This is a genomic window from Paenibacillus sp. FSL K6-0276 (assembly GCF_037977235.1).
GTDB lineage: Bacteria > Bacillota > Bacilli > Paenibacillales > Paenibacillaceae > Paenibacillus_AQ.
In genome coordinates, this window is the sequence record NZ_CP150276.1 from 5,127,068 (window position 1) to 5,147,745 (window position 20,678).

At 45.6% G+C, this 20,678-nt stretch carries 20 protein-coding genes and 1 pseudogene; 2 read left to right on the plus strand and 19 right to left on the minus strand.

Going from position 1 to position 20,678, the window contains the following annotated elements; genetic code table 11:
• Position 1: 1 nt before the first annotated feature.
• Positions 2 to 1,000: a glycosyltransferase gene (locus MHH52_RS24170; RefSeq protein ID WP_340004849.1), complete on the minus strand. Its 999-nt coding sequence runs from the start codon at positions 998 to 1,000 to the stop codon at positions 2 to 4.
• Positions 1,001 to 1,114: 114 nt separating this feature from the next.
• Between MHH52_RS24170 and MHH52_RS24175 the strand changes: the two genes are divergently transcribed.
• Entirely contained in the window at positions 1,115 to 2,971 is a 1,857-nt protein-coding gene (locus MHH52_RS24175) for a glycosyltransferase (protein ID WP_340004850.1), read from the plus strand.
• Between the two features lie 126 nt (positions 2,972 to 3,097).
• Here MHH52_RS24175 and MHH52_RS24180 read toward each other — a convergent pair whose 3' ends face one another.
• The 10 genes from MHH52_RS24180 to MHH52_RS24225 form a co-directional block, all read right to left on the minus strand.
• Positions 3,098 to 4,129 carry a glucose-1-phosphate thymidylyltransferase gene (locus tag MHH52_RS24180; protein ID WP_340004852.1) on the minus strand — a complete coding sequence of 344 codons (1,032 nt, stop codon included), beginning with the start codon at positions 4,127 to 4,129 and terminating at the stop codon, positions 3,098 to 3,100.
• A complete protein-coding gene (locus MHH52_RS24185) occupies positions 4,126 to 4,320 on the minus strand; it encodes a hypothetical protein (RefSeq protein ID WP_340004854.1) in 195 nt (64 codons plus the stop codon). Before MHH52_RS24185 ends, MHH52_RS24180 begins: the two co-directional genes overlap by 4 nt.
• Before the next feature lie 63 nt (positions 4,321 to 4,383).
• Entirely contained in the window at positions 4,384 to 5,118 is a 735-nt protein-coding gene (locus MHH52_RS24190; protein ID WP_340004855.1) for a glycosyltransferase, read from the minus strand.
• A complete protein-coding gene (locus MHH52_RS24195; protein ID WP_340004857.1) occupies positions 5,115 to 6,062 on the minus strand; it encodes an NAD-dependent epimerase/dehydratase family protein in 948 nt (315 codons plus the stop codon). The genes MHH52_RS24190 and MHH52_RS24195 overlap by 4 nt, the downstream gene beginning before the upstream one ends.
• On the minus strand, positions 6,044 to 6,871 hold the full coding sequence (locus MHH52_RS24200; RefSeq protein ID WP_340004858.1) for an SDR family oxidoreductase: 828 nt from the start codon (positions 6,869 to 6,871) through the stop codon (positions 6,044 to 6,046). The genes MHH52_RS24195 and MHH52_RS24200 overlap by 19 nt, the downstream gene beginning before the upstream one ends.
• Complete coding sequence (locus tag MHH52_RS24205; protein WP_313641320.1) at positions 6,871 to 7,851, minus strand: polysaccharide biosynthesis protein; 981 nt, start codon at positions 7,849 to 7,851, stop codon at positions 6,871 to 6,873. Before MHH52_RS24205 ends, MHH52_RS24200 begins: the two co-directional genes overlap by 1 nt.
• On the minus strand, positions 7,841 to 8,935 hold the full coding sequence (wecB, locus tag MHH52_RS24210) for a UDP-N-acetylglucosamine 2-epimerase (non-hydrolyzing) (protein ID WP_340004861.1): 1,095 nt from the start codon (positions 8,933 to 8,935) through the stop codon (positions 7,841 to 7,843). The genes MHH52_RS24205 and wecB overlap by 11 nt, the downstream gene beginning before the upstream one ends.
• A gap of 260 nt (positions 8,936 to 9,195) precedes the next feature.
• The gene (locus MHH52_RS24215; protein ID WP_340004862.1) at positions 9,196 to 10,662 is read right to left on the minus strand and encodes a glycosyltransferase family 4 protein; all 1,467 of its coding nucleotides are present in this window, start codon (positions 10,660 to 10,662) and stop codon (positions 9,196 to 9,198) included.
• Positions 10,663 to 10,933: 271 nt separating this feature from the next.
• The gene (locus MHH52_RS24220) at positions 10,934 to 12,049 is read right to left on the minus strand and encodes a glycosyltransferase (RefSeq protein WP_340009806.1); all 1,116 of its coding nucleotides are present in this window, start codon (positions 12,047 to 12,049) and stop codon (positions 10,934 to 10,936) included.
• A gap of 51 nt (positions 12,050 to 12,100) precedes the next feature.
• Complete coding sequence (locus MHH52_RS24225; protein ID WP_340009808.1) at positions 12,101 to 13,201, minus strand: DUF3880 domain-containing protein; 1,101 nt, start codon at positions 13,199 to 13,201, stop codon at positions 12,101 to 12,103.
• Between the two features lie 243 nt (positions 13,202 to 13,444).
• On the opposite strand from MHH52_RS24225, the gene MHH52_RS24230 reads away from it, so the two are divergent.
• Complete coding sequence (locus MHH52_RS24230) at positions 13,445 to 14,209, plus strand: AAA family ATPase (protein ID WP_340004864.1); 765 nt, start codon at positions 13,445 to 13,447, stop codon at positions 14,207 to 14,209.
• A gap of 145 nt (positions 14,210 to 14,354) precedes the next feature.
• On the opposite strand, the gene MHH52_RS24235 is transcribed toward MHH52_RS24230, so the two are convergent.
• From MHH52_RS24235 to MHH52_RS24270, 8 genes and pseudogenes are all read right to left on the minus strand, one after another.
• A complete protein-coding gene (locus MHH52_RS24235) occupies positions 14,355 to 15,770 on the minus strand; it encodes a hypothetical protein (protein ID WP_340004866.1) in 1,416 nt (471 codons plus the stop codon).
• Between the two features lie 9 nt (positions 15,771 to 15,779).
• Positions 15,780 to 17,627 carry an LTA synthase family protein gene (locus tag MHH52_RS24240; RefSeq protein WP_340009810.1) on the minus strand — a complete coding sequence of 616 codons (1,848 nt, stop codon included), beginning with the start codon at positions 17,625 to 17,627 and terminating at the stop codon, positions 15,780 to 15,782.
• Between the two features lie 268 nt (positions 17,628 to 17,895).
• Positions 17,896 to 18,231, minus strand: a pseudogene (locus MHH52_RS24245) (amidohydrolase family protein); the annotation flags it as partial.
• A gap of 245 nt (positions 18,232 to 18,476) precedes the next feature.
• A complete protein-coding gene (locus MHH52_RS24250; RefSeq protein ID WP_340004868.1) occupies positions 18,477 to 19,019 on the minus strand; it encodes a GNAT family N-acetyltransferase in 543 nt (180 codons plus the stop codon).
• A gap of 208 nt (positions 19,020 to 19,227) precedes the next feature.
• Positions 19,228 to 19,644, minus strand: coding sequence for a hypothetical protein (locus MHH52_RS24255; RefSeq protein WP_060625519.1), 417 nt, complete (start codon positions 19,642 to 19,644; stop codon positions 19,228 to 19,230).
• A gap of 4 nt (positions 19,645 to 19,648) precedes the next feature.
• On the minus strand, positions 19,649 to 19,951 hold the full coding sequence (locus MHH52_RS24260; protein WP_060625520.1) for a hypothetical protein: 303 nt from the start codon (positions 19,949 to 19,951) through the stop codon (positions 19,649 to 19,651).
• Positions 19,948 to 20,295: a restriction endonuclease subunit S gene (locus MHH52_RS24265; RefSeq protein WP_340004869.1), complete on the minus strand. Its 348-nt coding sequence runs from the start codon at positions 20,293 to 20,295 to the stop codon at positions 19,948 to 19,950. The genes MHH52_RS24260 and MHH52_RS24265 overlap by 4 nt, the downstream gene beginning before the upstream one ends.
• A gap of 21 nt (positions 20,296 to 20,316) precedes the next feature.
• Complete coding sequence (locus MHH52_RS24270) at positions 20,317 to 20,604, minus strand: hypothetical protein (protein ID WP_060625522.1); 288 nt, start codon at positions 20,602 to 20,604, stop codon at positions 20,317 to 20,319.
• Between the last annotated feature and the right edge of the window lie 74 nt (positions 20,605 to 20,678).

Below are 20,678 nucleotides of genomic sequence, written 5' to 3' on the forward strand. Positions count from 1 at the left end.
CCTAGTTTTGATTTAACACCCTCTTGTATAGCTCTAAATAATTGTTCACCATTGTCTCAGAGGTAAAGTTCTGGAGAAAACAATCTCGTAATCGGTATGGATCTGGGAGATCAATAGTTTTCAGTTTTAGAGCAGCTTCACTTACATCACTACATATGAGTGCAGGAAACTCTCTAAGGATTTCGGGAACTGCACCATTGCGAAGCGCAAGTACAGGCGTCCCGCAAGCCATTGCTTCGATCATTACCAGACCAAAAGCCTCGTCATCGGACATAAATAAGAGGCATTTCGCCCGATTCAACAAATGTTGTTTATAAGCCCCTCCTACCTCACCTACATAAATGATGTTTGGATGCTTACGAATTTTAGGGAGAATATGCCGAATGAAAAAAGTAGTGGATTCCGGGTCGACAATATCGGTTTCGGGTCCTGCAATTACAAGACGAAGCTTTGTTTTCTCTGCGATCTCAATTGCTTTTAAAATCCCCTTACTCTCTATTAACCTTCCAAGAAATAAGAGATAATCCGACTTTTCGGCTGAGAACAGGCAATCCTCCTGATTGATGCCATTGTGTACAACATATCCTCTCCCGGCGTTTAGTTTCGTGCGCATAGCGTCGCACAGAAAAACGGGGTTACTAATTTCATTGCACCAAGGAACATGGATGGAACAGACCATGGGGATGGGTAGTTCGCTTCGTCCGACGACTGATCCGTGCGTATGATCATGAATGATATCAATGGAAGAAGGCAACGTATTTTTCACATACTGTGCGATTTTCGATGGATCTCCCCAGTGACTATATTCGATAAGCCTTCCACTTGTCTTACTACCAGGAAGGGCATATAAGAACACTTCGTGTCCCTTTTTAACAAGCTGTTCGGTAAGTTCATAAACAATACGTTCGATGCCACCATATTTTTCAGGAGGAGTAGTAACATAATCCGGGGAAATTTGAACAATTCTCAACATCACACCTTCTTTTCTCACTCTTTGCACATAGCGTATGCCTATTCAGCCGATTTGGTAAGGTATATCAGCACATTTAAGTATAAAAATGAGTATACATAACAGCATAAAGATGAATGGAATGGAGTGAAAGGTAATATAAGGGTGCAAGAAGAGGCCAATAAACGAGGGGATGGGGATGCAATGATAGAGCTTGGTGCCTTGCATTTTAGCGGTAACGAAACCATTACGTTTCAAAAAAGTATTTGGGAATTATTCGATACGTTCACATATGAATTTTGGGTTAAAGCGGAGGCAGAACAGACACTGGGTTTTGAACAAGAGAATGGAACGGATGGTATAACAGGAAAGAGGTATTTGATTTATCCTGATTTCAGATTTCCTGGAAATGCAGGTTTTGGGATCTCAGTTGGAACTAATGGGATTTCTATTCACGAACATTCTAGTGACTACATGCCGGCCAAGCTAGTCTATCCATATTCATTCTCGGATTGGCAGCATGTTGCAGTCGTTTATGAGAACAAAACTCCAAGCCTTTATATAAATGGTGAGTTTGTAAAAAAAGGCCTATCCAGCGAATATAACCATGTTTACCCCTCTTTGACTGTAGGAGGACATCCTTACGGTCATTTTGTAGGAAAAGTGGCTCATTTAAGGCTTTGGAGCACAGCGAGAACTTTAGTGGACATTCAGAATTTTATGTTTGAAGACCTCCTAGGTCATGAATCAGGATTGTATTGGCATTGGAACCCTCTCTCAGGAACGTTAGTTGCAAACTCCACCAAAAAGAATATACAAGTAAGCGTAATTATGCCATCACATAATCGATTTCCGTTAAATCATTTCGCCCTGCGGGCGTTAGAAAGTCAGACATATCCCGCTGATCAAATGGAAGTTATTTTTTTGGATGATGGTTCAACAGACTCGACCACCTCTCTTCTTGATAACTATTTAAATCCTAGATTTCCAATTAAATTCGTTCGACTAGAGAAAGCAGTAGGGAGGGGAAAAATACGTAATATTGGGATGAGTCTATCCTCTGGATCTGTTCTTTTGTTTCTAGATGCCGAAATGCTTTGTCCCCCGGATTTAATTGAGAAACATATGTTGCATCATCAAGAAGGCAACCCACTAGTTGTTTCAGGGAGTATGAAAGTCAAACGGATTTTTACGGTGGCGGATCCCCAATACACAGAGAATCAGATTTCACATATGCAAAGCTTATATCAGCTGCATCCATCCGTACAAGCGATGATCACCCAATTCCATGTAGATCGCACGGCTATTCAATTACTCCCAATGGAAGCGATGAGCGACCCGACACAGCTCGATCCTTGGAGTTTTGAGTACGATTATTTTGAAAAAATTCTTACAAAACACGGACCTTATTTTAACAATTTCCATTATAGTTGGCTAAATTTCATTACAAGCAATGTATCTTTACCTAAATCTTTACTCGAAAAATCCGGATATTTCAATGAACAATTCGAGGGGTATGGATGGGAAGATTGGGAGCTTGGTTTTCGGTTGTATAAGGAAGGGGCATATTTTATCCATGATGATGAAGTAATCAATTATCATCAGGAACATCCAAGGCCAGCTGATAATTTTGATCAATCACGTAAAAACTTTATGAAATTTGTTCAATTGCATCCGGGTCCAGAAATTCAATTAATAGTGCTTGACATGATTCCACACCGAAGAGAAATGGTGGTCATCAATGAGTATTTAACAGATATTTTGAGATTACAAGCCATTTATACAGAAAAATTTAACGTATTCTATCAATTTATACTCTATGTTCTTGAAAAACTCTGTTATATGCTTTCATTAAATGCAGATATCTTTATGCCGCTGCCCGACAACATTCTTGATAAAAACAATATGAAAACTGCAGAGTCAAAATTAGAGGCGGAGGAGATCAGAGAGTTAAATACATTTCCAAGACTTATGGAATTATACGATTTATTATATGATTTTGTTACGAAAGAGGAATCTTAATATCCTATCAGAAGTATGTTAATGATCCCCATTAAGCAGAAGTGCTAGACCTAAACGGTTTACACGAATGCTTGAAGGGGATCATTTACACTGTCTAAAAGTCAGATTATTTTCAAACCGAATAAGTCAACTTTCCGTCCAACTAAATTGTGATAAATCTCCAAGGATAAATCGCCCTTTAGCAAAAGCTTCGCCGGAGCCCGATATGCATACTTTATCTCCTAAAATACTACTGCTGATGATTGACTTTCCAGTTCCACTAATGGTAATATCCCGGAGCAAAATACTGTGATCGATGATGCAATCGTCCAAATGGGTGCCAGACATTATGGAAACATAAGGCCCGATGGTACAGTTCTCCAACCTGCATCCAGGGCCGATGATTACCGGCTCATGAAGTATACAGTTGATGAGGGTAGATTCAGAAGAGATCACATTTCCCCCTTGGCAGACGTCATCCATCATCCAGATGTTAGCCTCAAGCCATCGCTCTGTATTCCCGACATCGGAAACATTTTGGTTGGTAGTAACGAAAGCCACCTTGCTGTTCCGAGCAATTAACCGCTGTATCGCATCCGTTATTTCAAGTTCTCCCCGTGCAGAGGCTGTTAAATTACGGATCTGATCAAATATCCCGGATTTAAACGCGTAGACACCGACTATAACCAGATTGCTTTTCGGGTACATAGGTTTCTCCACCAGTCTTACAATCTCATCGCCGTTAATTTCGGCAACCCCGAACTGCTGCGGATTGGCCACTTTCGTTAGTAGGATACAGGCCTCTGCCGTAATCATCTGATCCATTAGCGGACCGAGCGGCTCCTTGACTAGGTTGTCACCAAGCATAAGAACAAAATCGCTACCCTGAATAAAACCTTCGGCTACAGCAACGGCATCGGCTATCCCTTTCGGTTCGTTCTGGTATAAATAAGTCAGAGTAACGCCGAACTTTTCTCCGTCGCCGGCCTCCTCGTAAATCATTGCCTCTTGGGAAGGATGAATAACGATTCCGATATCACGTATTCCTTCATTTGCGAGCTTTTCAATTTCATAAAATAGAATCGCTTTGTTGGCGACGGGAATCATCGTTTTCGGCCTGGATAGCGTGAACGGTCTTAAGCGTGAGCCTTTTCCTGCACAGACGATTAACCCCTTCATGACCCTTCATTCCCATTTTCAGACTGGACACCATATCTGCCCAGAAACGGATCAGACCCAGTCTTAAACAACCGGACATTGCTAGTATCCCCCAACCAAAAACCCCCATATGGCCTGTTATATTTGACAGTTCTGGCCATTATTTTCGCTTCATTTAGATTGTCTGCACAGGTCACTGAACAAATATTCATAAAGCTCCCTCCTTAATGAAATCACCAACTCTTCTAATCGTTCTAATTACCTCAATCCTTTATTTATGTGAATTTTTGTTTTCTATTGGACTGTCCAAGCAAGAGTTTCTGTAATTTGCCACGGTACTTAGCCTGGACGTAGGCTAGCTCCACTTCAATTTTCGAGCCATTCAAACGTGTTCCCATTCCGTCATGCCATCGGTAGTACACAAGCGTCTCGTTTAAGAATGGGAAAGAATATCCAGCTAGTATTGCCCGATACCAGAAATCCAGATCTTGTGTATAAAGAAGGTGCTCGTCAAAGTACCCGATCTGATCAAACAACTCCCGCTTCATCATCACTGTGCATCCATTCACAGGATTAGCGTTCAGAAAACAACGTTGAAAATCAGGTAAAGACGGAAAAACGGATGCAACGGCGAACTTTGTCATCACCCCCTCCCCGTTAATGTAGTTAAAGTTGGTATGCGAGATATAAGCACCCGTCTCCATCATGAACTGTACTTGCCTCTCGCTCTTGTGGGGCTGATAGAAGTCATCGGAACTGAGCCAAGTAATATAATCTCCCGAAGCATTTCGAATTCCATAATTGAGCGCGCTGGCCGTACCCCCATTAGGTTTGCCGAGATAACACACACGATCATGAAATTTACGAATTTTCTCAGAATGAAGGGTAGATCCATCATCTACTACAATAATTTCAATCGGCTGATAGGTTTGAGCTAGTGCACTACGAATCGCCCGTTCTACATAGGAACAATTATAAAAAGGAATGATGATAGACACTTTAGGCTTCATGATGTCCCCCCCTCCAATCGAAAGTAATCTATAATATCGACAAATGACTGCAGGTTTGGAATTTCCGGTCTCCAATTGTGAACAGGTAATTGCTCTGGTGTAACAGACTTCCTGAAAATCTGCGAAAATGGCTTTTCTTCCGAATCCCCTTGCTCACTCCATGAGATTGGTACAGAGCAGGAAGCAAGTTGTACCATTGATAAGGCTACTTCATACAAGGTTCGCTCTGTACCGGAGTCAATCTGATAGGTTGCTCCAGATTGACCCATAGACAGTAGAACTGCGTATGCCCTCACGGCATCACGAACATCCAGAAAGTCGCGCCGTTCCGTTCGGGAAGAAAGGGTGAACGGCGTTAACTCTTCGCCTCTTTCCAGTCCGGCGATATGCCTACCAAGAAGCGAACAAAAGCCAGTTGATGGTCCGGGTCCAATCAAGTTGCTTGGTTCGGCGATCATCACGGACTGTCCGAACAGTGAAGCCCAGGAAAGAGCCCCGGCAGATTGAAGGCTCTTGCTTAAACTGTAAGGATGCCCTGGACGATATGGCGGCTGGAGAGGGAAACTTAGGCGAGATCCTACCACAAGAATTCGACAAGAAGGGGAATGACGAAGCGCATTCAGCAGGTTAAGGGTAGCCATAATGTTAGATTCCATATACAACAACGGTTTTTGCCAAGCTTCCGGGACAGAATTTTTGCCGCCAAGGTGAAGCACATAATCAGGTACAATACTGCGGAGCGTTTCTTCAAGCTCGGTGCTGTCCAGCAGCTCGCATGCATAATAGCAAATCCCTTCGGACTGCTTTTTAGTTGTTTTTTTGCGAACAAGAGCCACCACATTCATGCCAATCGAGCTGAAATAGGCACAGGCATGCTGTCCTGTAAATCCAGAAGCACCGGTAATCACGATAGTCTGCTGTGGTTTTAAGCCCCATTCATCCATATTTTCAGCTCCTTCATCATCAGCGGATAATCTGGGAGCGAGTAGTCCATATCCATGCGTGTTGATAAGAGCGTCCGATCTTGAACTGGAGTATCGCTTGCAACTACATCTATTTCTTGAAGCCCCCAGGTATCCTTGAACAAAAGTAGCAACTCATATTTGCAGACCGGTTTCGGATGGGCAAGATGGAGGATACCAGAGAGGGGGGACAGCATGAGTACACTGATCGCCCTCGCCAGTTCCAACGTCGTCACGCCATTCCATAACACATTGCGGTATCCTTGAACCCTTCCTTGCTGCTGCATGAACCAGTTCAGCAGACCAATACCTTCGAGACGAATCTCGGGCCCGATGATCGAGGTACGGATGGTCAAGTGTCCGGGAGCATCGACCTCCCCAATTGCTTTGGTTAATGCATAGGTGCTTATGCCGTCGGGAAGATCGGATTCGCTGTAGCTACCTCGGGTTCCCTCAAAAACGCAATCCGTGCTGATATGGATCAATCTCGCACCAATCCGGTCGGCGGCACTGCGGAGCTTGTGCGGGAGGAATCCGTTGATATGATAAGCATCAAAGATATTCTGGGCCGCAAACTGATTCAGGATACCAATGGCATTGATAATAATATCCGGTCGAACAGTCTCTATCGTATGCTCCACAAGACGATCATCGAGTGCGTCAAGAACTAGGCCATTTTTATCCTTGGGATTTCGGGTAGTATAGAAAACCTCCACATTGTTCCGGCGCTTAAAAAATTCCACCAGCATATGTCCTGCCATACCGTTCCCACCAAAAATTAACAGCTTCATTATAGAAATCCTCCACGCTGCAATATATCTCTGATTTCATCTTTAGAAATTAAATACTGGTCAGAACTGAAACTGCTGAAGGTGACGGGAGAGAATCGCTGGTAACGCTCCTTCAATTCAGGCATATCTAGCGTCGGCAGAATGACAAGATACTGCTCATCGTAAACAACGGTAGATCTACTCTCGAAATCACTCATCAAAATTTCATGGATTTTTTCACCAGGACGGATGCCCGATTCAACAATACTTACACGTTTCCCAGAAGCTTCAATTAGCACCTCTGCTAAATCAATAATCCGACAAGTCGGCATTGTCATGACAAATATCTCCCCGCCCACACTGACCTCCGAGGCTTTGAATAGCAACGTAACAGCATCACGCAGTGTGAAGAAGAAGCGAGTCATTTGCATATTGGTAATCCGTACCTGTCCTTTGTCCTTGATCTGTTTCATGAACAAATGCACTACGCTGCCGTTCGTCCCTAGCACATTACCACCCCGTACAGTTACGAACCGAGTTCTTGCACCAAGCAGGTTCGCATATACGAACAGTTTCTCGCCAATCGCCTTGGTCATACCATAGAAGTTGGACGGATTGGCGGCTTTATCGGTGGAGATGTAGATGGCCTTCTCAACGCCGTTTGCAATTGCAGCTTCGATAACATTTTGAGTACCTACGACATTTGTTTTGAGTGCTTCATAAGGCTGATCTTCACAGACCGGAACATGCTTTAACGCAGCCAGATGGAAGATATAATCCACGCCACGGCATGCGGCAATAAGTGCATCTTTATCACGAATATCACCAATAATAAAGCTGAGGCGGGTATCCTCAAACTCACGACTCATTGCCACTTGGGCGGACTCACCGCGGGAGTATATGATGATTTCCTTGGGATTTTGCGGCAGAAGCTGTCTAATCAGTTCATGCCCCCAGGAACCAGTCCCGCCTGTAACCACAATCCGTTTATTATTGAACATGCAGGTTCCCTCCAAGCAAGAATTTGACTACCTTGATCGAAACATCCGGAGTCAAGTAGCCTTCCGGAGCCTCCCAATTTCGATTCAGCGCCGTCATCAGCTTGACAGAACGCAGAATACTTTGCTGATCTACACCTGATACCACATTACTTCCACAATCTACTGTTTCTGGACGTTCGGTTGTTCTGCGAATGGTTACAGTCGGTACTTTCATCAAACAGCACTCCTCCTGAACGGTTCCGCTATCAGTGATGGCGCATAAGGTATGCTGTTCCAAATGGACGAAATCAAAAAATCCAAAGGGTTCATGAAATTCTACAAGAGGGTTCATTGGAAGGGAAAATTGCTCCGTAAGTTTGGAACGAGTGCGAGGGTGGATGCTGCAAATTAAACGAATTCCAAAATGCTCAGCCACAGCGTTAAGACCTGACATAATTTGTACAAGGGACTCGGGATCATCTACATTCTCGGCCCGGTGGGCTGTAACAAGGAAATACTGCCCTGAGGTAAGATTCAGCCGATCCAGAATATCACTGGCCTCGATTCTTTGTTCATAATGAGAAATTACCTCATGAATAGGATTTCCTGTTAACACAATACGCCTACTAGGGAATCCTTCGCTGATGAGATGTCTTTTGCTCTGCTGTGTATATGGCATATTAATGGTCGAAACCGCATCTATGACACGGCGGTTTTTCTCTTCGGGCACTTTTAGGTCATAGCAGCGGTTCCCTGCTTCCATATGCACCACCGGAATACCCATTCGCTCAGCCAAAATCGCGCATAGCGCGCTGTTCGTATCCCCCAGGAGTAGAACCCGATCCGGCTGCTCTTTCAGTAAAATACTCTCCAGCCCCTCGAACATGGCGGCAAGTTGGCCACCTAGCCCTGTCTGCTTATCCTGCAACACATAATCAGGTGCCCGCAGTCCAAGCTCGGCGAAGAAAATTCCACTGAGACTCGCTGTGAAATTTTGCCCCGTGTGCACCAGTACATGTCGTTCTGCATGTGCATCAAGAAGCGGAATGATAACACTGAGGCGGATGATTTCAGGCCTCGTGCCCAAAATCGTCATGATCTTCATTGGCTCACTCCCTCGCCTTCTTTATTTATGGGTTTACGCTGCAATAGTAATCGGATTTATACCGTTTTTTCGGCTCATTTAGCTGGATTGGGCCTAATCAGCGGGATTTATACCGTTCTTTTGCCTCATTTAGCTGGATTGGACTCAATCAGCGGGATTTATACCGTTCTTTTGGCTTGTTTAGCTGAATTGGGCCCAATCAGCGGGATTTATACCGTTCTTTTGGCTTGTTTAGCTGAATTGGCCTCAATCAGCGGGATTTATACCGCTTTGCGCCTTGCGACTCGTCGGCTGGCACGGCGGCGCTTGCCCCTGGCGGTGCTCCGCCGCCGGACAGAGCCCTTACGCCGCTTGCGAGCAGCGCGGCGTAAGACCAGCGGGCGCCCGCTCCGACGGCGCGCCCGAGCTTTGCCGCGCCGCTTGCGGGCCGCGCGGCTCGGCAGACCCTTGCTTCGCGGCAATGCCGGCGATGCTGCGGGTAAGTCAGGCGATGCTGCAGGTGGTTCCACCACGCTGCCAGCCTCGCGCACCGGAGGTGCGCTGCAATAGCGGAGATTCCACATCTCCGCTAGTCCATGAAGGCGAGCCCGGTAAGCCACCGGCCCATAGGCGGCGTCAACGCGCTCACGCACCTGACTGCCTATTGCTTCCGCCAGCCCCGGCTGTGCCAGCATGGTATTCACTCTTTCAGCCAATGCGGATATATCCGATGACGGCACCAGATAATCACCACTGCCTGCCGTATGCAGAATCTCCCGTAAGCCGCCGGAGTCATAGGCAACGACTGGCTTGCCAAAAGCCATCCCCTCTAGTGCGGTCATCCCAAATCCTTCGCGAATTAGACTGGGAACGACCAGCACATCCATAGCACAATAAGCGGCAGGAATACAATCTTCATAATCTACAAACTTAAAGCGGGAACTCAAACCTTCAAGCTTCACCTTCCGTACACAGCGATCATAATAACTTTTGTCACCAGCCATGCCAATCACAAGAAATTTCGAACTCGGATGAACCGCTGCTACAAGGACTGCCATTTTCACGAAATGCTCCAGTCCTTTTTCCTTATTGATATAAGAAGAGATATAACCGATCAACTGCTCCTGCGGTCGAACCCGTAGCTCTCTCCGCCGTTCGCCTCGGAGCTTACTCCAAGCCTCGAACATCATCTCGTTGTCGTTCCAAGAAGGGGGAAGCTGAATCACTTTTCCCTCCCTGATCTCTTCCGGGAAGCAAGCTGCCGCAGTATGTGAAATGGCCAGAATCTCATCACTATTACGATGAATCAGCCCTACACTAATGGGTGTATATTCATTGTCTGTAATCGTCTCTGATATTTTCCATACCACCGGAATGCCTAGTGACTTGGCAGCCATTGCTGGCAAAGCATGCACACAGGTGCTTGTAATGATAAACGCCGGGCGCAGGGCGGCCAGCCAGTCGGTTAATTCGTGATACTCCCTGCTTTCCTGGAATTTACGAGCATCTGCCTCCAACCCTGCATAAGGAGTATACATTCCATATAAAAGAGGAATCGAGAGCAACTGTACACTTAATCCGCATCTTCGAGCCTGAGTGGTTAGCTTGCCGTCCTGGGGCGCAACGAGAATACAGTTAAAGTACGGAGAAAGTTCCCGAGCGAAGAATAATAATAATTTCTCCGCTCCTGTAATGCTGCGAGTGTTAGATACATGAGAAAAGAGTACGATTGTAGCTTTGTCGGCCATGGCGTTTCGGCGCTCCCTATCGAGGGCCTGGAGCAGCCATTCACCTCCTTAAAAGTTTTACGAAGCGTTCGCTTAGGATTAATACTTCACAGTAAAACTCGCTTCGGAAGCATCCACTTAGTTTTACGAAGCGTTCGCTTAGGATTACGAATCATTCGTTACAGACAAACGCCGAAATACAGTACTCCAGTATATCGCGGAGAAACAGATGCCGGCACGACACCTGTCCCCTGATAAACACACATTTCTAAATTTTTGTTCAAAAACAAATTTAACCGTAAATAACGGACAACAACTGGTCCAGACGTTTGATATACGTGTGATCCTTCAATGTCCGTTCAAAAGCGCGTAGTACAATCTCACGACGTTCCTCCTCATGTGTCAAGTAATAACGGATTTTGTCCATCATTTCTCGAGGGCTTGCGAAGGTCACGATTTCTTCATCTGGCTTGTAGAAAGAGCTCAAATCATCTCTCGCATCACACAGTTGCAATGTACCCGATGCTGCGATTTCAAAAGTACGCGGATTAGGAGAAACCGCCGAAATCGAGAGGGTATTATTGTTAACTACTTCATCTATGTGCGAACGGTGTAGATTAATTACGATTTTGGAGCCACTGTAAGTTACTGCAGTCTCTTGTGGCGACATCCATTTGCCAATCTCTATTCGGTCTCCGTATTGAGGAGCCTCAGGCAGACGATCCCACCAGATGCCGTTAATTACCGTGTTATAGTTCATCAGGTCAGGAAGAATCTCACGGAAGAAGTTGACCCGATTCCAATAGGCAGAGCCAATAAAGCTAACTTCTCTATTCACAGGCGAACGCGTTGTAGTAGGACGGTAATGCTCCCGGTGAGCGGCAAAGGGAAGATAATGTACTTCTGGGCAGCCAAGTCCCCGGTAGAAATCGATACAATTACGTTCAAGAGTAAACACATAATCATAGTGCGCCACAATCTTGATCGTAAAATCTGTGTAGTAAGGATCATCTGTAAGCCAAATGGCTGTCTTGATCCCACTAGCCCGAAGAACAGCGATCTGCTCAAGCGGTAAATCCATACCGTCCAGCACGAGTACCAGATCCGGTCTTTGCGCTGCGGCTAGCTCTCCTAGGTTTTGACGCACATCCGTAACCGTGACATGAGCTGCTAATTTTTGCAGAGCATAAAGAACCGCATCGTCCAACGGGGAATAAGGATATCCTTTGCCAGAAGCGACATACATGACATGAATATTCCGTACAGGAAATACTTCTTCTGGTCGACCATTCAAAATCGCAAGTCGCCCCCGTAAATAGCCCTCATCATAACCACCCTTGAAACCACTCAAACGACCACGTAGCTTTTCTTCCTCTGGAGGCGTCAAAGGTAACGGTGGTGTAGGCATAATAAATTCATTATTGTTCATCATTCTCGCTCCTTTATCCCGTTATAGATTTCATACACGTGAAGCAATCACATTCAGCAAATGGGGCAAACGTGCGGTGAAAGTATGGTTTCGTATTGTAGTTCGTAGTCCCCGTAAAGCTAACAGTCGACGCTCTTTTTCATGCTTCAGATAGTACTCTATCTTCTGCTGTAACTCCTTAGCTGAACTAAAAGTATCAAGGTCATAACCTGCGCGATAATATCTTCCTAGATCCTCACGAACATCCGTAAGCTGCATAGCACCGCAGGCACTGATCTCATAGGTACGCGGATTAATAGAGCGTGAGGGTAGACGGAAGCTATTCCGGTTGTCCTGCCCCTCCTCCCACGGACGGTGAATATTTATTACTAGTTTTGCACCGCTGTAGTAGTTCGCTGTTTCCTCAGGCGGGATAAAACCGTTGCTAATAAAAGGAGAAAGCTGGTCATAGGTCGCGAGTCGTTCCCAGAATCCACCAGCGATAAGCACCTTCTTATGCTTAAGATAAGGAGCGAGTTCATCGAACAGCTCAGTCCGATTACGGAATGCATTCCCGATAAATACAATGTCGTACTTATACTTGGGAGCCGTACGACGTGGATAGAACATTCTCGGATTGACACACAGTGGCAAATAGTGAACAGATTCCACCCCAAGTGATTGATAAAACTCTACACAACCGAGCTCATGCGTAAATACGTGATCATAATGACGACAGATTACCGAAGTGTCCTCTGTAAAATAAGGATCATCCACAAACCAGATGGCGGCTGGAATGCCTAGCTTTCTTATCTCTGAAATCTGTTCTAAATGATTTTCCGGGAATACATGAAGCCCGTTCATAACTAGCACTGCCCCGGGCATCTCCCGTGCCGCGGTTTCCAGCATAGTTTCAGGAGTGCTTATTACAAGCTCACTTACAAGCTGTTGCAGCGCCTCCGTTACGCCAGTGTCGATCGCTTGGAACCCTTGAGGAACATACATTAACTTAAATGGTCGGCAGGCCTCGACCTCTGCAGTATTCAGACGCTGCACAGCCTCACACATGCCAAGTCGATATCCCTCGTGATAACCGTCGCGATATTCTCGCGGACGCTTGTGTTTTCTCTTTCTTGCGTTCACGGCCTTCACCCTGCCCCGTTGTATTCTCAAGACAGTATAACTATATGCGGAGTCAGCACTCGCCTCATGGACATCTGTCATTACTAGAACTAAATTGGCAGATGTACCCTGTCTTTCGCCCCGCTTGCCCGAACCTTAGAAGATTTCATCCACTCGCAGGATGCTGTTATACTATAAAGGTCTAGCTCATGTTTTAACCTCGTCATATCTGTCCGGAAATGATTGTTTTTGGAATTCACAAGGGGGGATACTATGAATAACACCACGCTGTACTTGCGCCATGCAGAACTGCTTCGTGATCTGGTTCCATCATTCCAAACCTATCCATTTCATCTACCTGCAGTTCGTACTCTGGATCGTCTTACTTTTCAAAAACCAGTAACCTTTCTTGTTGGAGAAAACGGTACAGGGAAATCTACCTTGCTAGAAGGGATCGCTGCCGCTTGGGGCTTTAACCCTGAAGGTGGAACACTTAACTTCTCTTTTAACACTCGTTCCTCGCATTCGAGTCTCTATGAGTATTTTAGAATTGCTAGAGGGGTTAGACGTCCGAAGGACGGCTTTTTTCTACGCGCGGAGAGCTATTATAATGTGGCTTCCTACATTGATGAATTAGATGAACAGCCTAGTTTCGGCCCACCGATCAAGAACTCCTATGGTGGTAAATCCCTGCATGAGCAGTCCCACGGAGAGTCTTTTTTTGCAGCATTTGTTCACCGCTTCGGAGGCCGTGGCCTTTATATCCTCGACGAACCTGAAGCGGCTCTATCTCCTCTGCGGCAAATGTCTCTCTTAGTGCGTATGCATGAGCTAGTGCAGCAGGATTCACAGTTTATTATTGCAACCCATTCGCCCATTCTGATGTCCTATCCGGGAGCTGAGATTTTTCTCCTAGAGGGTGAGGGCATACGGTCCGTCGCCTTGGAGGAAACGGAGCACTACACCGTGACCAAAGCGTTTATGAATGACCGTCAGGGCATGCTGCGTGAGTTGCTGGAGGATGAACAACAAGTATAAACGCCTTCGACGTCCCTATAAGGACGGTAAGCGTTTAAGCGAGAAATATAAGGATAATTTATAGCATGGAACATATAAATTCTTATATTTAAAAAAACAGCAAGTCTCCATAATCGGAAACTTGCTGTTTGATTTGTTCCTTAAATTAACGTCTTACAATCCCCACTAGCTTGTGCACAATCCATCCAAACATGACAACAACCATCATATCGAAACACACATTAAACAGGAATAAATGCTTACCGATGTCAGCCCTTCCGTCCCCAAGAATCGGAACCAAGAAGGAGAAAATCCCTATCAGTCCTAATAGCATAAGAAGCTCACCGGCAACTCTTCCACGAACATCCCTGCTACGGAAATATTGGAACAGTGCCCCTGCAAAATACACCAGATAAAATAGGGAGAGAAATCCGAGCGTATGCGGAATATGTTTGTTCTTGAATTCGCTCCACCCACTGTAAGTATACGATAATGCGCCTGCTGGCTTATTCTCACTCTTCTCATAGTTCCCTAGATAATAAGGGCGAATCGCCATACTGTTACTCGCAGCATATTCCATATTATCTATTAACCGACCCGGATGCTTTAGGTAGAAGAACAATACATCTTTATGGGATACCCGGTCGTAGAAATCCGGTACCAGCGAAGGATCATCCTGCTTGATAACTGTATCTGTCTGAAAATAATTCGTACCCGCCAGTACCTCTAGCCGCTCCGGCAAACCAAGTTCCTGCAAATCTCCCTTAACATCCGGCGATTCGTTCAAAATTCCAAAAAACACGGTCTGATACAGGTTAATATGCTTCAGCTCTTTTGGCGCCGTCACGTACATAACGATAGATACAAGAAATATGGCAATTGAAAAGCGTAAGGCCAGCTTTCTCCATTTTCTCTCACCGTCAAGCGTCATAAACCGTAGGAAGATCAGAGCAAAGGCAATCCCAATCGGTGCATTCTGAATTTTGGAGGTGACCAGAAAGAGAATGGCGATAAAGAACAAGGTTAACCCTTTAGTCGTTGGCTTCTCTTGACTAGTTAATCTTAACCCCAGCGCAAATGTCAGCAGCATGAACACCATCGATACCGGTTCTCCAAACAAGGAGTTAAAGTATGCCAAATACCCAATATCATAGAATACAAACAATATAGCTGCACCTAGCAGCAGCCCCGTAACATAAGAGCCGCGAGCATTATACTTCACCAGCAGCCAGGTCGCCACCAGTAAAAGAAGACCATAGACTGCACCAAGCAATTTAACATCAAAAAAGCTTCCATGGAGGAGCCCGCCGATCAGCCTCGGTACAAGTACGATCAAAATCTGTGAGGAAGGATAAAAGCCACTGAACAAATTATCATACGCAAAACGGGAATGGCTGTAATTAAAAAACTGGTCAGCATAAGATGCAGCAGTATCGTAGTAGTTCAGACCGATGGTATTCATCATACGCAGGAAATCTCCATTATCGGCAACTCCAATAAAAGGTCCTACGAATAGCAGATAAATAATGAGACCGCAGCCCGCAAGGCCTACGAGAACCTCCGGTTTCAACAACCTTTTCATATTCCCCCCCTATCTCTGTGGTAACAGTTTCACATATTTGTCGGACAAGTTCATCAGCTTCAGCACATACTCATAATCGCTCTGATATTTCGAGAAGTCTGTTACCGGCTTGAGCGTATCCAGCGACACAGCTTCACCATCTGCGAATTCTTTTCCAGGTACATAAAGAATGTCATCATTAAAGAAGGAGCCGGACGGCAGATAGTAACGCATGCCAAAAACATTACGATCAATGTTGAGCAGGTCATGACCAAAGGCGATAAATCCTTCTTGTTTTAGTGAAACCCCAAGTAGATTAGCGATCGTAGGAAGGATATCTAGTTGTCCTCCGGTACGCTCTACTACTTGCCCTTGCTCCATTCCCGGCACACGCACAATTAATGGAATATTAAAGCGGCTGATCCGGGAATCATATGGAATACCAAGTGCGCTTTCCACTTGCTCCGGCGGAACATCCTGAGGCTGCAGGCCAAAGTGATCGCCATACATTACCAGAACGGTGTTATCCCACATTCCATTTTTCTTCAGTCCTTCTATTAATGTACCTATGGCATAGTCGGTATAGTTAATAGCAGTCAAATAATCACCAAGCATCGTATCCTTCAAATTATCAGGCACAGTAATTTTCTTAAAGGAATCTGGGATTTTGAACGGATGATGACTGGATGCTGTCACCATCTGTGCGTAGAAAGGAGTTCCTTTCTTCTGCAGTTCTACCAATTTCTCGACACCTGTAATATACAGCTGTTCATCAGAAGCACCAAACGCATTAAAATGATCATTTTTAAAATAATCCTTGTCATAATAGCCGTTAAATCCAAGCGCCGGATATAGCTCACTCCGGTTCCAAAAGCCAACTTTATTCACATGAAAGGTGTACGCCTCATACCCTTCATCCCTAAGCAGTCGCGGTAAGCTTGGCAGTTCTCTGTCCCCGAATCCGGTGGACATTGCCAAAGTCCCAATCGGATAAATTGATGTATTACTCATAAATTCAGCGTCAGATGTATTCCCCGGACCAATCTGCTGGTAGACATGAGGGAAATAAAAGCCCTCATCAGCTAACTTATTCATGACTGGCGTCAGTTCCTGACCATTCAGAGATTGATGCAGCGGGAAATTTTGAAAAGCTTCCAATTGTAGCACAATTACATTCTTACCCTTTTGTGAGCCAAAATAATCAGGCGTCGTGCCCGCTGGCTTGTCACTATATGGATAGGAAGATTGCAGTGCGTCAACCTTCGCGATCGTATCCTTAATATCACCTGTTCCAATGAGGTTGTTATCTTCCTTGATCTTAATTGCTGCAACGACCTCATAATTTAGAAATCCAGCACTTTCTGCCTGTACAAGCTCATTCGTAATTCCCCGAGCAGAGTGTACAGAATATGCTGATAAAGAAAAACCTCCAATAATGGATACCACAATCACCAGCATATGCACTAATCCTGTCTTCCGAGAGCTAAAGCGCTCACGAGGGTAGGTCTTTCCTTGTCGCCATCTGCGAATCAAACCATAGATTGCGAAGATTACAAAATCCGCGAAGAATAAATAATCAATAGTCTGTATCGTAGATTCTACGCTCGCCTTCACTTGAAATACCTGATTGATTTCAGATAAGGCCAGATAGGTTGGAACAGAACCAAAGTGATTAAAATATACAGCGGCTGCGAACAGCAACAGCGATAATAAACCGTTAAATATCCAATAGACGGATGTTCTCACCCGAGATGGCGTAATCACCGTTAGAATCCCCATGATAAAAAGGACTGGCGCAACATCCGCTGCAATCCACTCCCAAGCGATTCTATCAAAGAACAACACTCTCAGTAGCAGTAGTTTTAACCATAACAACATAACAACGATAAAGAAATGGGCTCGATCCGGCCCGTGCTTTTTCACGTAAAATCCCCTCTTACATGTTCATTTGTTCGAAATATAAAATCTATTCTAGTATCTTGTAAAATATCAGGTTGTTCTAGTATAACAATACTTACTTTTTTTATCAAAATGGTAGATTTCACCCCCACAAAAAAAACAGAGATGCCCCGTGACCCTTCCGGTTTTGAAACATCCCTGTTAACCATCAATTGGCATATCTTCAGACGATCGAAGTATGCTCCCTATCGATAATCGTGGTTTCCACATCCGCCCGAGTAGCGGAATATACAATCCTAGAGATGGGATCTACGTCGTAGGAGGGGAAGGTATGAAAATTGTAGAGATTCAGGAGCACTAGATCTGCTTTTTTGCCTACCTCGATACTGCCGATCTTATCTTGCATCCCTACCGCCTTTGCGCCACCTATGGTTGCCATACGAAATACACTGTGGGCATCCATCGTCGTAGGTCCATGTTGAGGCTTCTGAATAATTGCCGCGAGCCGCATGAATGGCGGGATACAGGAACCATTGCTTTTTATTCCAAGAAGACTCACCGTCACTAGCCGCACTTCAACGAGAGTCCGTGTTACAGCTGTTCTGTCAATAGATAATATGAGCGATGAAGATATCGTAAACGTTCGTTACCTGATCGGCGTATCAGGAAATAAGCTACTCATCCTTAACCGAGATCAAAAAGAAACCGCTCCTTAGTAGAAATGGAGGGACCACCCAACCATCTCAAAAGGAGCGATTTCTTTGTACATTCTATACACCACTATCTATGCCTATTCACAGCGCGGCGAGCAATTACATAGTAGATTTTTTATGTTAAAGATTCCGGATCAGGTTCCTGTCTTAGCACCTTCTCGAATACCGGAAAGTTCGCTATGCGGTCCGGAAAACTCACTTCACCTCTACGGTCATAACCAAGACGAGGATAGATTTCCAGTGCTCTAGTGTTCTTCGCATAAGTATCCAGCCGGATACTTGTGTAACCATTACGCTCTGCGTAATCCTCTGCAAAAGCAATTAACCTAGTCGCGATCCCTTTTCCCTGAATATGTGGATGAACAGCTAAACGATGCATAATCAGATGTGGCCCTTGTTTTTGCTTCCACTCGATCGTCTTATATTCCTCAGACGCATTCTCATCCAGCACAAGAATACCCGCGATGGCTTGATCCTCTTCACAAACATATAAGGTACCTAGTGCGATGTCCAGTTCGATAATCTCTTTATTCGGATAGCGCTCATCCCACTGGTCGCTTCCAGCGGCCTGCATAACTTGTACACATTTTGAGATCAATTCCATAATCTCTTCAATCTCATCCTGCTTAGCTTTTCTGATCCCATTTCCTACTTGCATCCTGCTATCCCCTCTTTCTTATCGACATCTGAAAACCGACTGAATAGATTCTTGTTTTAGAAGTCTATCATATTCAGAGACAAATTCCGATAGTAGGATGATTCCAGAGAAGATGCAGTCCCTCTAAGTTGAGGGACACGGAAAGATCAGAATAACGCGCTATAGATTAGATCTCCGGGTCCCTTCCTCTTAATTTACCTGCCGCTTCTCAGTTAAATTCCAGCTTATGCCCGTCCTCGAAGCCCTTGGCGAAACCGGCGTCGAACCCCACGTTGTATGCTTCGGTGTAGCCCTGCTGAAAGGCGTCTGCCGGTGGCGTTTCCGGCGAAACGCCAAGGTCCGGGGGGAGCGGAATGACCTGTGGAGCAGGTGGAGCCTCGATAACCGGCACTACATGAACTGGTGCTTGAATAACCCTTACCTTTCGAACAAGCTTACGGCGGAGCCTTCTTTTCTTACGTACCAGAAGGCCTTTCTTTGTCTTTCCATAACGAACGATTTTCCGAGAAAGTCCTCTGCGAGGTTTGCGGGCTAGACCTCTACGCACTTTCGTTTTCCGCGAGAGCAGCAGTGTGCGTTTGCGGGTTCTGCCTGAACGTAATGTTCTAAGGCTCTTTTTCTTCATGCTTCTATTCCTCCTGTGCTCCATGATCTCTGGAGGTTCCTACGGCGTATGCCTTGCTCAGCCATGGCGCAGCAGGAATTCCCCGTTTCGGTTGATGCAGTGAAATCCCGGTCATCATCCGGCACATCGCGCTCTGATACCCACTAAGGATTCTGATATTGTCGCTCAATTTGCGGGCCGTCAGCTCAGATTGCCCCGTCAATTCGGCGATGCTCTCCAAGATGGCCGCCAAAGCAGCCTGACTGCGCGAAATGGAGCGGATCATCTCCAACTTGACGGCATGTTCAGAGAGACGGTCCCCGCTCATTTACTGTCTTCTCCAAAACTTAACCCATCACCTGACATGTCTCCAAAACCTTCCCCGCCGCCGTCATCTTCACCACTGCCCAGCACTGCTTTAAGATTGCTGTAGAGTCCGTTCTCCAGTTTAGTCAGCCCTTCGACCATTTCCACGATAACTTCGTGAATGGAGAGGGATTCCTTTAGCTGCTCTTCGTGAGATTCGAAAGCTCTCGCGTGGATATGATGCTGCGCCCACTGTTTTACCTTTTCAGCTTCAACCGCCTTAGCTTCCAGAATCATCGCAATGTTCCACTGGATAGTGGCGGTCGACTCCAGCATTTGCAGATAAGCCTTTTCTCTGCTCATCATCCGCCTCCTGCTCCTATAGCGTTACTCTTCGTCTTGACCGTTCAATTCCTTAATCACTCTGCCTACCCCTTCAGCCATCGCTTCTTCCAGATCTGCAAGTGCGTTCAAGTAAGCAATAATATTCTTGTTTACTTGAGTTGAGCTTTCGATCATCCCGCTGATACCGTCAAAACCGGGATCTGCATCTGGCAGATCGTGGACAATTTGCGACATACGGACAGCCACATGGCGCTCAGCGTCTAGAATCCGCGCCATTTGTTCGTGCGTATGGGCCATGTGCTGCAGGACTTTAGTTATTTTATTCTGCACCTTCATGTCTCCTTTGCTCAAACGCCCTGCTACAGCATATGCGGCAGAAGCCGGGACGGTGCCGAGGATATAAA

Coding starts and splice junctions, on each gene's coding strand:
- MHH52_RS24205 (WP_313641320.1), bottom strand. CDS start 7,851: ATGTTCAATAATAAACGGATTGTGGTTACAGGCGGGACTGGTTCCTGG.
- MHH52_RS24220 (WP_340009806.1), bottom strand. CDS start 12,049: ATGCCTACACCACCGTTACCTTTGACGCCTCCAGAGGAAGAAAAGCTA.
- MHH52_RS24215 (WP_340004862.1), bottom strand. CDS start 10,662: ATGGCCGACAAAGCTACAATCGTACTCTTTTCTCATGTATCTAACACT.
- MHH52_RS24185 (WP_340004854.1), bottom strand. CDS start 4,320: ATGAATATTTGTTCAGTGACCTGTGCAGACAATCTAAATGAAGCGAAA.
- MHH52_RS24190 (WP_340004855.1), bottom strand. CDS start 5,118: ATGAAGCCTAAAGTGTCTATCATCATTCCTTTTTATAATTGTTCCTAT.
- MHH52_RS24240 (WP_340009810.1), bottom strand. CDS start 17,627: ATGTTGTTATGGTTAAAACTACTGCTACTGAGAGTGTTGTTCTTTGAT.
- MHH52_RS24250 (WP_340004868.1), bottom strand. CDS start 19,019: ATGCAAGTAGGAAATGGGATCAGAAAAGCTAAGCAGGATGAGATTGAA.
- MHH52_RS24180 (WP_340004852.1), bottom strand. CDS start 4,129: ATGAAGGGGTTAATCGTCTGTGCAGGAAAAGGCTCACGCTTAAGACCG.
- wecB (WP_340004861.1), bottom strand. CDS start 8,935: ATGAAGATCATGACGATTTTGGGCACGAGGCCTGAAATCATCCGCCTC.
- MHH52_RS24200 (WP_340004858.1), bottom strand. CDS start 6,871: ATGAAGCTGTTAATTTTTGGTGGGAACGGTATGGCAGGACATATGCTG.
- MHH52_RS24260 (WP_060625520.1), bottom strand. CDS start 19,951: ATGAGCGGGGACCGTCTCTCTGAACATGCCGTCAAGTTGGAGATGATC.
- MHH52_RS24195 (WP_340004857.1), bottom strand. CDS start 6,062: ATGGATGAATGGGGCTTAAAACCACAGCAGACTATCGTGATTACCGGT.
- MHH52_RS24235 (WP_340004866.1), bottom strand. CDS start 15,770: ATGAAAAGGTTGTTGAAACCGGAGGTTCTCGTAGGCCTTGCGGGCTGC.
- MHH52_RS24255 (WP_060625519.1), bottom strand. CDS start 19,644: ATGAAGAAAAAGAGCCTTAGAACATTACGTTCAGGCAGAACCCGCAAA.
- MHH52_RS24230 (WP_340004864.1), top strand. CDS start 13,445: ATGAATAACACCACGCTGTACTTGCGCCATGCAGAACTGCTTCGTGAT.
- MHH52_RS24265 (WP_340004869.1), bottom strand. CDS start 20,295: ATGATGAGCAGAGAAAAGGCTTATCTGCAAATGCTGGAGTCGACCGCC.